This is a genomic window from Streptomyces sp. DT2A-34, assembly GCF_030499515.1.
Taxonomy (GTDB): domain Bacteria; phylum Actinomycetota; class Actinomycetes; order Streptomycetales; family Streptomycetaceae; genus Streptomyces.
On sequence record NZ_JASTWJ010000001.1, the window covers coordinates 3,038,289 to 3,051,079 of the forward strand.

At 70.2% G+C, this 12,791-nt stretch carries 13 protein-coding genes and 1 pseudogene; 7 read left to right on the forward strand and 7 right to left on the reverse strand.

Features of this window, described 5'->3' with window-relative positions; translation table 11 throughout:
- Positions 1 to 17: 17 nt before the first annotated feature.
- The 7 genes and pseudogenes from QQM39_RS13110 to QQM39_RS13140 all read right to left on the reverse strand — a co-directional run.
- A complete protein-coding gene (locus QQM39_RS13110) occupies positions 18 to 899 on the reverse strand; it encodes an anchored repeat-type ABC transporter permease subunit (protein ID WP_301996881.1) in 882 nt (293 codons plus the stop codon).
- The gene (locus QQM39_RS13115) at positions 896 to 1,645 is read right to left on the reverse strand and encodes an anchored repeat-type ABC transporter ATP-binding subunit (RefSeq protein WP_301996882.1); all 750 of its coding nucleotides are present in this window, start codon (positions 1,643 to 1,645) and stop codon (positions 896 to 898) included. Before QQM39_RS13115 ends, QQM39_RS13110 begins: the two co-directional genes overlap by 4 nt.
- On the reverse strand, positions 1,638 to 3,182 hold the full coding sequence (locus QQM39_RS13120; RefSeq protein WP_301996883.1) for a TIGR03773 family transporter-associated surface protein: 1,545 nt from the start codon (positions 3,180 to 3,182) through the stop codon (positions 1,638 to 1,640). Before QQM39_RS13120 ends, QQM39_RS13115 begins: the two co-directional genes overlap by 8 nt.
- Before the next feature lie 8 nt (positions 3,183 to 3,190).
- Positions 3,191 to 4,786: an anchored repeat ABC transporter, substrate-binding protein gene (locus tag QQM39_RS13125; RefSeq protein WP_301996884.1), complete on the reverse strand. Its 1,596-nt coding sequence runs from the start codon at positions 4,784 to 4,786 to the stop codon at positions 3,191 to 3,193.
- A gap of 26 nt (positions 4,787 to 4,812) precedes the next feature.
- Entirely contained in the window at positions 4,813 to 6,474 is a 1,662-nt protein-coding gene (locus QQM39_RS13130; RefSeq protein WP_301996885.1) for a choice-of-anchor M domain-containing protein, read from the reverse strand.
- Positions 6,474 to 7,121 carry a choice-of-anchor M domain-containing protein gene (locus QQM39_RS13135; protein WP_301996886.1) on the reverse strand — a complete coding sequence of 216 codons (648 nt, stop codon included), beginning with the start codon at positions 7,119 to 7,121 and terminating at the stop codon, positions 6,474 to 6,476. The genes QQM39_RS13130 and QQM39_RS13135 overlap by 1 nt, the downstream gene beginning before the upstream one ends.
- Positions 7,122 to 7,427: 306 nt before the next feature.
- Positions 7,428 to 7,580: pseudogene (locus QQM39_RS13140) on the reverse strand (metal ABC transporter permease); the annotation flags it as partial.
- A gap of 18 nt (positions 7,581 to 7,598) precedes the next feature.
- On the opposite strand from QQM39_RS13140, the gene QQM39_RS13145 reads away from it, so the two are divergent.
- The 7 genes from QQM39_RS13145 (at position 7,599) to QQM39_RS13175 (ending at position 12,629) form a co-directional block, all read left to right on the forward strand.
- Entirely contained in the window at positions 7,599 to 8,744 is a 1,146-nt protein-coding gene (locus QQM39_RS13145) for a cation-translocating P-type ATPase (protein ID WP_301996887.1), read from the forward strand.
- A 273-nt stretch (positions 8,745 to 9,017) separates the two neighbouring features.
- The gene (locus QQM39_RS13150) at positions 9,018 to 9,416 is read left to right on the forward strand and encodes a Fur family transcriptional regulator (protein ID WP_301996888.1); all 399 of its coding nucleotides are present in this window, start codon (positions 9,018 to 9,020) and stop codon (positions 9,414 to 9,416) included.
- Positions 9,417 to 9,430: 14 nt separating this feature from the next.
- The gene (locus QQM39_RS13155) at positions 9,431 to 9,712 is read left to right on the forward strand and encodes a hypothetical protein (RefSeq protein WP_301996889.1); all 282 of its coding nucleotides are present in this window, start codon (positions 9,431 to 9,433) and stop codon (positions 9,710 to 9,712) included.
- A gap of 5 nt (positions 9,713 to 9,717) precedes the next feature.
- Positions 9,718 to 10,743 carry a GTP-binding protein gene (locus QQM39_RS13160; protein ID WP_301996890.1) on the forward strand — a complete coding sequence of 342 codons (1,026 nt, stop codon included), beginning with the start codon at positions 9,718 to 9,720 and terminating at the stop codon, positions 10,741 to 10,743.
- On the forward strand, positions 10,740 to 11,780 hold the full coding sequence (locus tag QQM39_RS13165) for a WD40 repeat domain-containing protein (RefSeq protein ID WP_301996891.1): 1,041 nt from the start codon (positions 10,740 to 10,742) through the stop codon (positions 11,778 to 11,780). Before QQM39_RS13160 ends, QQM39_RS13165 begins: the two co-directional genes overlap by 4 nt.
- A gap of 38 nt (positions 11,781 to 11,818) precedes the next feature.
- Positions 11,819 to 12,217: a (2Fe-2S) ferredoxin domain-containing protein gene (locus QQM39_RS13170; protein ID WP_302003572.1), complete on the forward strand. Its 399-nt coding sequence runs from the start codon at positions 11,819 to 11,821 to the stop codon at positions 12,215 to 12,217.
- Entirely contained in the window at positions 12,204 to 12,629 is a 426-nt protein-coding gene (locus QQM39_RS13175) for a metalloregulator ArsR/SmtB family transcription factor (protein ID WP_301996892.1), read from the forward strand. The genes QQM39_RS13170 and QQM39_RS13175 overlap by 14 nt, the downstream gene beginning before the upstream one ends.
- Positions 12,630 to 12,791 lie beyond the last annotated feature (162 nt).

Consider the following 12,791-nt stretch of genomic DNA (forward strand, 5'->3'; position numbering starts at 1 on the left):
GACCGGCCTTCGGGGTCTCACCGACCGGCGGGCAAGGGGGCGGCCCCGTCCGGACGTCGGACGAACTTCGCGAGGAGCCCGTGGCGGGGAGCCAGGCACCAGGTGAGTGCGAACAGGCCGGTGAGGACGACGACCACCGAGCCGCCGGCGGCCAGGTCGTAGGTGTACGAGACGTACAGACCCGCCACGCTCCCGGCACAGCCGATCAACGAGGCCAGCAGCGTCATCGCCCACAGCCGCTCCGTCAGCATGCGGGCGGTGGCGGCGGGCGTGATGAGCAGGGCGAGGACGAGGATGTTGCCGACCGCTTCCAGGGACATCACGATCGTCGTGGTGACGACGACGTAGAGCGCCAGGTCGAGGCGGAACACCGGCAGGCCCGCCGCGCGTGCCGTTTCGCGGTCGAGGCTGACGGCGACCAGTTCCTTGCCGATCGCCAGCACGACGAGGACCAGTACGGCGCCGACGGCGGCCACCGTCCACACGTCCGACGCGCTCACCGCCAGCACTTGCCCGAACAGGAAGGACGACAGGTCCGTCGTCCAGCTGTCCCGGGTGGATACCAGGACGATGCCCAGTCCGAAGGCGAAGGCGAAGAAGACGCCGATGACGGTGTCCTCTTTCAGCCGCCGGTTCTGGGAGACGAAGGCGATCAGCACCGCCGTGGTGATGCCGGCCGCGGCACCACCGAGCAGGAGATTGCCCTCGAAGGCGTAGGCGAGTGCGACGCCGGGGAAGGCCGAGTGGGCGACCGCGTCGCCGATGAACGCCATGCCGCGCAGCACGACGTACACGCCGACGACGCCGCACACCAGGCCGATGATCGCTGCCACGGCGAACGCCCTCTGCATGAACGGGAGTTGCCAGGGATCGGTGAAGAAGGCGATCAGGTCACTCATGACGCGGTCACCGTGCCGATCGCGCGGTCGAGGCCGAACGCCCGCAGCATCTGGTCGGAGTCGGCGAGGAGGCCGGGCCCTCCCTCGGCGACGACCGTGCGGTTGATCAGCGCCACCCGGCCGCAGGTGCGGGCGGCCGCAGCCAGGTCATGGGTGGTCATCAGCAGCGCCCTGCCTTCCGCGGCCAGCCGGCCGAACAACTCGTTCAACAACTCCTGGGTGGGGACGTCGACTCCGGTGAACGGCTCGTCCAGGAGCAGGATGCGCGGGCCGGCCGCCAGGGCGCGGGCCACCAGGACCCGCTGCCGCTGGCCACCGGACAGCTCACCGATCGGGCGCCGCCGCAGCTCGGCGAGCCCCGTCAGCTCCAACGCCTCCTCCACCGCCGCCCGGTCCGCCGCCCCCGGACGGCGCAGCCAGCCCATCAGCCGGGTACGGCCGGTGAGCACCGCGCCCGCGATGTCGATCGGGAAGTCCCAGGCGAACTCGTGGCGTTGAGGCACGTACCCGATCCGCTGACCGGCTCTACGTCCGGTCCGCCCCTCCACGGCCACCTCTCCCCCAGCCATGGGAACCAGCCCGAGCACAGCCCGCAGCAGGGTTGTCTTGCCAGCGCCGTTGGGTCCGATGAGCCCGACCAGCTCTCCCGCGTCGACGGCCAGGTCGGCCTTCTCCAGGGCGATCCGCCCGCCGAGGACGACGGTCGCGCCCGTGACCCGCAGCAGCGGGTCCGATCTGTCAGCCACGTGCGGTCCTCCTGCGGCGTGCGGCGAGGAAGGACACGGCTCCCACGGCAGTGAGGACGGCGGCGGCCGAGCCCAGGAGTACGGCCTGACCGGCGCCGGTAGAAGCCATCGAGCCGTTGGTATCGTCCGTCGAAGAGCCGCCCGTGGAACCGGTGTCGGAGGCGGTGCCCGCCGTGTCCGAGGAAGAGGAACCGGACGTCCCGGAGGTGCCGGCCGCTCCCTTGCCCGAGCCGTCGCCCGGCGTCACCGTGCCGGGATCGGTGTCGCCGACCGCGAACGTCACCGTCTCGGTGTCGGAGACCTTCGTACCGCTCGCAAGCGTGCCGCTCATCTTGAACGTCAAACGGTACGTCCCTTCCTTGGTGAACGCCCACCCGCCATGTGCGTGCGTGTTGGCGGGCACGTCGAAGGAGTCCGGTACCCCGTCCTTGCTGTTGAACAGGACGCTCGCGCCCGACATGGCGTCGTATGTGTAGAGCGCGTAGGTTCCCGGACCGTCGACCTTGGTGAGTGAGAACTCCACGCCTCCCTTGGTCGCCCCGGCCTTGATGTTGTCCGTCGACCAGCCGGGCCACAGCAGCCCGTCCTGCTGCACCTGGTCGAGCAGCCACACGGGGTCGCCGCCCTTGCCGAGGAACGCGAACTCGTCGCCCGCCGGGAGGGTGTTCTTGGCCGCGGGCTTGACGTGCAGGACCACGGAGGAGGGCTCGCGCCAGGTGGTCCTTCCCGAGACGGTTCCGTCCTTGATGTGGATCTGCAGCTTGTTGTCGACGACGCGGGCGGCGAAGTCGACGTGGCCCTCGTCGAGGACCTTCTTGTCGGACACGACGCCGCCGGCAGCCGTGGTGGCGGCCAGGGCGGTGCGCCGCTCGGCCTCAGCCGCCTCCGTCACAGCCTTCCCGGCCGCCGCCGGGGTCGGCGGGGTCTGCACATTCTCGGTGACTTCCCCGGCGGAGATCTCGTCGGCGACCGGCTCTTCGGTGGCCGTGTCCTCCCCATCCGCGGTGTCCCCGACCACGACCGTGTACACGGTCCCCACGGACAGTTCCCGCCCGTCCGCGGCCGTGGCCTCCGCGGTGAAGATGACCCGGTACGTGCCGTCCTCGCTGAACTCCCAGCGCGTGCCACCCTGCTGGCCAACTGGCAGCTCGTGCTCGTCGGGCAGGTCGTCCGCACTGTCGAACAGCAGCGCGTCCTCGGCTCTGCCGCCTGCCTGTTCATCCTCGTCCGAGTACACCTTCAGGTCACCCGGCCCGTCGAGCCCGGTCAGCGACCACCGAACGGTGTCCCCGGCTACCGCGCCCTCGGGCACGCCGGTGGTGTCCCACCCGGGTGCCGACGCGTCTGCCGCGTCCGCACTGCCTACGTCGATCACATGGGCTCGGTCGGCCGGATCCAGGGTCAGCAGTCCGTCCGCATAAGCGATCCGGCCGAGTCCGCGCCCAGATGCCGTCCCGTCGTCCGCGACGGCGACGCCGCCCCCCGCCACGGTGGCCGCGAGCACCACCGCCACAGCTACCCGCTGCACTCTACGCATGCCCCTCATCAGGCGTCCCTCCCCAGGCACTTGGCGAGCTCGGTCGCGTTGTGCCGCATCATCGATACGTAGTCGTCGACGTTGTCGTCGAACGAGTCGCCGTAGATCGTGCAGATCCCGACGCCCTCGTCCTCGGCGACCCGGCGCAGCACGTCGGCGCGCGCCGCGAGGTTCGGCTCCAGGAACACCGACGGGACCTTCTTCTCCCGGATGGTGTCGCCGAGTTCCTCGACCTCGGCCGCGCTCGGCTCCTGGTTGGGCACGGGCACGACGAAGCCCGCGATCTCCATGCCGTACGCCTTGGCGAGGTAGCCGAAGGCGTCGTGGGTGGTGATCAGCTTGCGGTTCTGCTCCGGCACGGTGGCGAGCTTCTTGGCGACCTCCTCATCAAGGGCGCCGAGCGTCTTCAGATATGAGGCGGCGTTCTTCTCATACGTCGCTCTCCCGTCCGGGTCGGCCTTGATCAGCTCGGCCTCGATCCGCCGGACGTACGCCGCCGCGTTGGCGACGTCCGCCCAGGCGTGCGGGTCCATGTCGCCGTGCACGTGCTTGCCGATCACGGCCTGCGGCAGTACCCACAGTTCGTCGCCCGGCTCGCCGAGGAAGGCGTACGGCTCCTCCTTCGGCACGGCCTCCTTGGCCCGGTCGGGAACGTTCAGCACCACGTCGCCGGCCGGGAGACGCTCAGGCTCGCCGCTCTTGTCGTCGTCAGCGCGGACGTAGACCTTCCCGGTCTCGGCGTTGAGCGCGACATCGGCGTGCCCGCCGTCGAGCACTCTGGCTCCCTCGGGCGCTTCGGCGTCGTCGCCGACGGTGAAGGTGAAAGTGCCGCTGCCGATGTCCTTGGTCTTCCCGTCGAGGGTCTCGGTCTGCCCCTCGACGGTCAGCCGGTACGTTCCGGGCTCGCTGAACGCCCAGTTGACGTGCGTGTGCGCCTCGGGCGGCAGGGTGAAGGAGTCGGCGTCGTCGAGGCCGTCGGCGGAGTCGATGTACACCTTGGGCTTGCCGAGCGTGTCGGTGAGATACACGCGCAGCTCGCCGGGCCCTTCCAGCTTCGTGGCGGCCGTCCGGACTTGGGAGCCGTCTCCGGCGACCTCGCCTTCGACGGCCCAGCCGAGCCACAGCACGTCGAGCCCGAGGTCCTCCTCCAGCTTGATGACCGTGCCGCCGTGCTGCTCGAGCTTCTCGGCGATCTCGATCTTCGGGGCGGACTTACGGGCGTTGGTGTGGACCATCTTCATGATCCCGGGCTCTTCGAGCAGCAGTCCGTTGCTGAACACGACGTCGGCCCTGGCGACCTTGGCCGCGTCGCCGGGGCTGGGCTCGTAGGAGTGCGGGTCGCCGTGGTGCGGCACGATCGAGGTGACCTCGACGCGGTCGCCGCCGACCTGCTCGACGAGGTCGGCGATGATCCCGGTGGTCGTCGACACCCTCAACTCGGCATCCGACGAAGCGGCTTGAAGCCCGCTGCACCCTGACAGTAACGCGCTCGCCGCGATCAGCGCGGCGGCGGTAGCGGTGGTGCGTCTGGGGTGGCCCCACATGGGGCTCCTCCTTCTCTCGAACACGACAATGCCGCGTACGACGGACCGGGTGGCTGCCATGCGCCGGTCCGTCGTACGCGGAGCTTTCACGGGGCGGTACGGCGATGTCGTACGAAGAACACAGCGCTGCCACCCACGAGCAGGGCGATAACGGCGATGCCCGCGATCACGGTGATCTGCGCACCGGTGGAGGCCAGGCCGCCGGTCGTCGAGGTTCCGCTGCCGCCGGTCGACGAACTTCCGCCGGTACCGGAGGAGCTGGAGCCCGGGTCCGTTGCCGAAGCCGAGGCGCTCGGCGAGTCGGACGCCGGCGGGGACGCGGTAGCGGTCGGTGTCTGCGATGCCGATTCCGACGGGGTGGCTGTGGGCGTCGCCGTCGGCTCGTCCCCCTCACCCGGCGTCACGGTCGACGGATCCGTGTCGTCACCGACCACCCAGGCGATGGTCTCCGTGTCGCTGACCTTCGTGCCGTCGGCGAGAGTGGCGCTGACGGTGAAGGTGGTGCGGTAGACGCCCTCGGCGCCGAATACCCAGTCGAAGTGGCTGTGCGTGCCCGCACCGAGGGTGTGGGTGTCGGGCAGACCGTCACCGCTGTTGAGCGAGACGACCGGGATGCCCAGCGCGTCGTTGTGGAACATCGCGATGTTGCCGGGGCCCTGCACGGAGTCCAGCCGGAAGGAGACGCGGCCGTCGAGGTCGGCCTTGGCGTACTCCGTGGTGTTCCAGCCCGGCCACACGATGCCGGCGTTCTGCTGCAGCGGCAGCCACCACACCGCCTCGCCCGGGGTGCCGAGGAATTCGTACCCCTGCGGGATCTTCCGCTTGGCGGCAGGCCGTACATGCATGACGACCTCGCCCGGCTCATACCACTTGTGGTTGAGCTCGGTGCCCTCCTTGATCTGGAACTCCAGGCCGCCGGCTGTCGGACGGGCCGCCAGGTCGACGTGGCCCTCGGCGATGACATGCGCCACCGGGGCGGTGGGCAACGGGCTCGCGGTCGCCGAGCCGGTCGGCGAATCCGTCGGGGAAGCCGTGGGCGTGGAGCCGTCACCGGGCAGGACGTCGGCCGGGTCGACGTCGTCGCCGACGACCACGGCGAGGGTCTCGATGTCGGAGGAGCCGCCGCTAGTCACGGTGAAGGTGAGCCGGTAGACGCCCTCTGCGGTGAACTGCCAGATGGGCAGCAGCCGTTCCTCGTCGCGCGGCAGCGCGAAGGTGCGCTGAACGGAAGCGACACTGCCGAGGTACGGGATCGCAGGAGCGTCCGCGGCGTCCATCTCGCGGGTGTACATGGCCAGACCGAAGTCCCCGGGACCTTCGTACCCGGACAGCGTGACCTCTGTGTCGCCCCCCGCCTCTGAGCCGTTCCAGCCCGGCTCGGGCGCGAAGATGTTTTCCGCCTCCCAGCCGCCCAGCTGCCAGGAGTCCATGTTGGTCGTGCCGAGCGCCGTGGCCACCGGGTCCGGGGTGTACTGCAGGGAGGACGCCGGGGCGTGCAGCACGACCTGGGACGGCTCGCGCACGACCGCCGTGTCGCCACTGCGGTCGTCGATCTGCAACTCCAGCTTTCCGTCGGCCAGTCGGGGCGTGAGATCGAGCTCGCCCTCGTCCAGCACGACGGCACCGCCGGCGGCGCGGGCGTTCCCGCTGCCGTCGGCGACCAGCCCTGCCGCGCCCACGAGCACCGCGGTTGCCGCGGCCAGGGCCGCGGCGGTGAAGGCGCGTCCGCCGCGCGTCAGGGCCCCCATCACGAGCTGACGACGACGGTGTACGTCTCGGTGGCGGACTCCTCGAGAGCACCGTTCACCGTGCCGGAGACCTTGAACTTCAGTTCGTAGGTTCCGGCCTCCTCGAAGGCCCAGTTGGCGTGGTTGTGGGTGGCGACGCCAAAGGTCCGGGACTTGAAGCTGGTGGTGGCGGTGTTGCTGTCGAACCAGCGGGCGCAGCTGCCGGTGTAGATGCTGAAGTCCTCGGTGACCGCGCCGTTGCGAGTGGCGCTGACCAGGGTGTACGTGACGTTGTTGTTGGCGAAGACGCCGGTGCTGAGGTGCTCGGTGGAGATGCCGGGGAACAGCACCCCGGCTGCGTCGGCCTCGGCCTCGGTGTCCGGCAGCAGCCAGACCTGGCCGCCGGAGCCGAGGAAGCCGCAGCCCGGGTTGGTCACCTTCGCGGCTGCCGGCACCGACAGGGTGACATCGGCCGGCTCGTACTCGGTGCCGGTCTCCTCGTCGTGGACGTGAAGGTGCAGGTCGGTACCGTCCCACTCGGCGTCGAGGACGTCGACGTGGCCGCTGCTCAGGGTGGTGGCGGCGAAGGCGGAGGTGTTGAGACCGGCCGTGGCGAGCGCGGCGGCGGCGATGCCGGTGACGGTCAGCAGGCGTCTGTGGGTACGCAAAAGGACCCCCCATGGGTCATGTTCATGCCCACTCGGGCACAGTAAAGACGATAATCGTTTTCATAAAGGGTTGGCAATGAGATTGCGGTGATGTCTGGGGGGCGTGAACGGCCGAGCGTGACGCAGGGGAGCTGGGGGCGGACCCCGACCGGATGCGGGACCGAGGGCGCACGCGCGCCGAACACCGTGTGCACCGGCGGCACGAGTGGCGTCACCGCCTACAGCGCGGGCCGCCGTGCGCGTTCAGCGACAACTTCGCTGTTGAAGCGGGGGATCAGACGCCGGGAGGGATGGCGCAAGCGTCGGTCAGCCGGACTCGGGAACGGTTCGTCCGGCTCCCCACTGCCGGGTCCGGTAGGTGCCCACCAGTCGGCAGACGATGTAGATCGTGAACGAGATCGTGGTGACGTAGGGGCTGATGGGGATGCTGCTTCCCAGGGCCAGCAGGATCCCGCCCTCCGGGACGCCCGACGCGCGATGACCATGCTGCTGATCGCCTGCCCCTGCGCCGCGGGCCTGGCCACCCCCACCGCGATCAGCGCCGCCATCGGCAACGGCGCCCGCCGCGGCACCCTCATCAAGGGCGGCACCCACCTCGAAGGCATCGGCCGCGTCACCGCCGTCGTCTTCGACAAGACCGGCACCCTCACCCTCGGCCGCCCCCTGGTCACCAGCGTGGTCACGCTCGACGAGACGGTCACCGCCGACGAGGTACTGAGCCTTGCGGCCTCCGGCGAACTGCACGCACGCCACCCGCTCGCCGAAGCCATCGTCCGGCGCACCGAGGAACAGCACCTGCACATCCCCATCCACCAAGCCTGCGAGGTCGTCCTCGGCATGGGCGTACGCGCCGAACTCGACGGCAGCCGCCTGCTCGTGGGCAGCCCCGCCCTACTGCGCCGCCACGGCCTGGAACTCTCCGAAGTGGCCCAGGAATGGACGACCCGGCTGCGCGCCGCCGGCGAGACCGTCATCTGCCTCGCCCACGACGACAAACTCATCGGCATGCTCGGCCTGTCCGACGCCGTACGCGGCGGAGCCGACACCGTCGTCCGCCAGCTGACCGACCTCGGGGTGACCCGGATCGTGCTGCTGACCGGCGACGCCCCCGAGACCGCCCAGGCCGTGGCCGACACCCTCGGCATCACCGAGGTCCACGCCCACGCACTGCCCGAGGCCAAACTCCAACTGATCCGCGACCTCCAGACCGAGGGACACAGCGTCGCGATGGTCGGCGACGGCACCAACGACGCCCCCGCACTCGCCCTCGCGGACGTCGGCATCGTCATGGGCGCCCACTCCTCCCACGTCGCACTCGAGACCGCCGACATCGCCCTCGCCGGAAACGACCTGCGTAATGTCGCCGCCGTCGTGGAGCTGAGCCGGCACACCCTGCGCGTCGTACGGCAGAACTACACCCTGTCCATCGGCGTCAACCTCGCCGGCCTCATCGTGAGCGCCGGCGGCTCCATCAACCCCGTCCTGGCCGCCCTGCTGCACAACACCAGCAGCATCGCCGTCGTCGCCAACTCCGCCCGACTCGTGGGACACACCCCCCACCTGCCGAGCGACACCGCCGCACGGTTGCGTGCGGCACCGCTGGAGGAGCGACGCGTGCGCTGACCCGACATACCGTCAGCCGGCGATCCTCGATACGCAAGAAGAGGAACAGGACGACGAGGGCCACGTTTCCTGCCCGGAGGCAGGCCCAACGGGCGCGGCACAGCCAGCCACACCGCGCGGCCCTCACTCAAGAGAACCTCCCCTGATCGGCGAGACGCCCCACCGCGACTCGCGCACTCAGTCATACATGAGCTATCGTTCATGTGGTTATGGATTTCATTTTCATTAGCTCGGATTCGGCACGCCACTAGGGGGTGAACGTTGGTGTGAGCGATGACCCAACAGCGGCCAACCCGGCAGCGCTCGGCCCTTCTGGAAGCTCTCGCGAACTGTCACGACTTCGTCTCGGCGCAGGACCTGTACGCGCGCATGACCGCCGACGGCACACGGATCGGTCTGACCACCGTCTACCGAGGACTGCGTGACCTGGAGGCCGCGGACGCCGTCGACGTCATCCAAGCCAACGCCGGTGAACGGCTTTACCGATGGCGGCCCACCGATGAACACCGCCACTACCTGATCTGCCGTGCCTGCGGCAGCAGCCGACCGGTGGACTGCGAGGTCGTCGAGGAGTGGGCCGGACAAATCGCCTCCGACTCCGGATTCGCCGCGGTGGAGCACACCGTCGAACTCACCGACGTCTGCGCCGGCTGCCAACCCGCCACCGAGTGAGGAGAACTGCCGTCATGCCCCTGGGATTCGGGCCAGGAAACCCCGCCGCACCCAGCCCGCACCTGCGCGAGCTGAAGGAGACCGTGCGCACCCTGCTGGACCTCGACGACGACACCGCCGTCATGATCCGCCAGCTCGCCTGCACCGAACCGGGTTGCCCGCCCTTGGAGACGGTCGTCGCCGCCCTGCCGATGAACGGGCCTGCCCGCCGCTGGACCCTGCACCAGCCCACCGACGAGATCACCGAGGACGACCTCAAGGCCGCCCTGCTCACCACCGCACCCGAAGGAGCCTGACCCTGATGACCGAAGCAACCACGACGGACGCCCCGCGCGACGAACGCGTGCCCGTCACCGTCCTCACCGGCTTCCTCGGCTCGGGCAAGACGACCCTTCTCAACCGGATCCTCACCGAACACCACGGGATGCGGATCGCCGTCATCGAGAACGAGTTCGGCGAGATCGGCATCGACGACGCCCTCGTCCTCGACGCCGAAGAAGAGATCTTCGAGATGAACAACGGCTGCATCTGCTGCACCGTCCGAGGAGACCTCATCCGCATCCTCGGAGCCCTGATGCGCCGCCGGGAGAAGTTCGACCACATCCTCATCGAGACCACCGGCCTGGCCGACCCCGCGCCCGTGGCACAGACCTTCTTCATGGACGACGAGATCGCCGCCCAGCTGCGCCTGGACGCCATCATCACCCTCGTCGACGCCGCCCACGTCCTACAACACCTTGACGAGGTCAAGCCCGAGGGCGTGGAGAACGAGGCCGTCGAGCAGATCGCCTTCGCCGACCGCGTCATCCTCAACAAGACCGACCTGGCGGACGAGGCGACCCTCGCCGAGGTCGAGGCCCGCGTGAAGGCCATCAACGCGCCCGTGCAGATCCTGCGCGCCCGCAACGCCGAGGTCGACCTGAAGCAGATCCTCGACGTCGGCGCCTTCGACCTCGACCGGGTCCTCAAAGACGACCCGTCCTTCCTCACCGAGACCGAGCACCAGCACGACGCCACCGTCACCTCCGTCGGCATCGAACTGGACGGCGAGGTCGACGACGCCCGCCTGAACGCGTGGCTGGGCAACCTGCTGCGCACCAAGGGCGTCGACATCTTCCGCTCCAAGGGCATCCTCGCCATTGCCGGTTCGGGCAGGCAGTACGTCTTCCAGGGCGTCCACATGCTGCTGATGGGCGAGGAGGGCGCCCAGTGGCGGAACGATGAGCCGCGCCGCAACCGGCTGGTCTTCATCGGCCGCAACCTCGACCGCGACGAGCTGGAGCGCGGCTTCGCCGACTGCCTGGCCACGGCGGGAGCGGCCGCGTGAGCATCACCGCACCCGACCAGGCGCTCACCGTCGCCTGGGAGATCACCATCGAGGACGCACCCGTCGCGCTCAGCGCGCGCGGCGACCTGGTGGCCGTCGCCGGAGCCGAGGGCACGGTACGCATCCTCGATGCCGCGATGGGTGCCGAGATGGGGGCACTCGACCTGCCCGGTGGCGCCCTGAAGAATTACCTCTCCCCCACCGCCCGGCACTTGGCGGTCACCGGCCCCATGGGGTACGCGCTGTGGCGGCGCACGGACGGCCGCACCGTCGTCCGCGAATCCGGCGCCTGGTCCTCCTCCGCCGCCTGGGCCAACGACGAGCGGGTGGCCATCGCCTCCGGACGCAAGGCGCTCGTACTCGACGCCGACGGCGACGGCGAGGAGTTGTGGCGTACAGAGCCCGCCGCATCCACCGTCACCGACCTCGCCTGGCTGCGCCGGGGGCGCCGGCTGGCCGTGGCCGCCTACGGAGCCGTACGCGGCCACGAGCGGCACACCGCCCAGCCCGTCGTCACCTACCCCTACATCGGCTCGCACCTCGCACTCGCCGTCGCCCCGACCGAGAAGTGGATCTGCAGCGGCAACCAGGACGCCTCGATCCACATCTGGCGCACCCGCGACGGCAGCGAACTGACCATGTCCGGCTACCCGGAGAAGGTCTCCCGCCTCGCCTTCGACGACACCGGCTTCTGGCTCGCCGCCGACGGCGCCCCCGACCTGACGGTCTGGGACTTCTCCGGCAAAGGTCCGGCGGGGACGGCACCGCGCCAACTGCGCTGCCACGAGACGATCACCGCGCTGGCCTGGCGGCCGGGCCCGGCCGGGCATCTGGCCAGCGGCGGCCACGACGGCACGATCGCGCTCTGGTACGCCACCGCCGGACAACCCGCCAACCGGCTGCGGCCGGTGCGCACACTGGACGACGCCGACTCCGCAGTCGCCGCGCTGGCCTGGGCCGGACCGCACCTGCTGGTCACCGCCTACCGCGACGGCCGCGTACGGGCCTACGGCCTGCCCTCCCGGACGGAGCTGTGAAGCGCCCCGCCGCCCCGTGCGGCGCCGCCGGCCCTACGGTGACCGTCGGCGTCGCACGGGCACGGCCCTGCACGCTGGTCGTGTGCCGCGGCTGCTGCTGCGGCAACCCCCGCAAGCACCCCGGCACCGACCACGCTTGGCAACTGGACCGGCTGCGCGCCGGTGCCGCCGCGTCCGGCGGCCGCTTCGTCGTCCGTACGACGGACTGTCTGGGCCCCTGCGACCAGGCCAATGTCATCGTCGTCCAGCCCTCCACCGCCGGCCGAAGAGCCGGAGGCCGGGCGACCTGGATCGGCTTCGCCATGGACGACGACTGCACCGACGACGTCCTGCGGTGGGCCGCCGACGGCGGACCTGGCGTCGCGGAACCCCCGACCACGCTGGAGCTGCAGTTCGTCCGCCCGCCACGCGAGGCGAGGGCCCGTGCACGCCGCTGACTCCGGTGGCGGCAACGGAGGAGGGAGTGGTGGTCGCGACATCCTCGCGGCCGCCCTCCCCCGCAGCCCTTCGGGCACGGCTGTTCGCGCCGTCTGCGCTCCGCTCGACGAGACGACGGTAGCGTCTGTCGCCGCCACCCTTCAGGCCCTGGCCACCCCCTCCCGGCTGCGCATCCTCACCACCCTGCGCCACGCCCCGTACCCCGTCGGCGCCCTCGCCGCCGCCGTCGGCATGGAACAGTCCGCCGTCTCCCACCAACTCCGGCTCCTGCGCGCCCTCGGCCTGGTCACCGGAGAACGCGACGGCCGCCGCATCGTCTACCGCCTCTACGACAACCACGTCGCCCAACTCCTCGACCAGGCCGTCCACCACATCGAACACCTCCGCCTCAACCTGCGCGACCCCCACTGAACCGCCCCCCGGAGTGCTCCGGTTGGCGCCTGCGACGCTCAGCATCGCTCCAGCGCGGCAACTGACGTGCGCCACATGGGACCAGGCACCCGCACAGCTGAAAACCGTTTTCATTAAATTGGATAGAGTCGACCCGGGGCAGCGCCACGGAACCGCTGCACA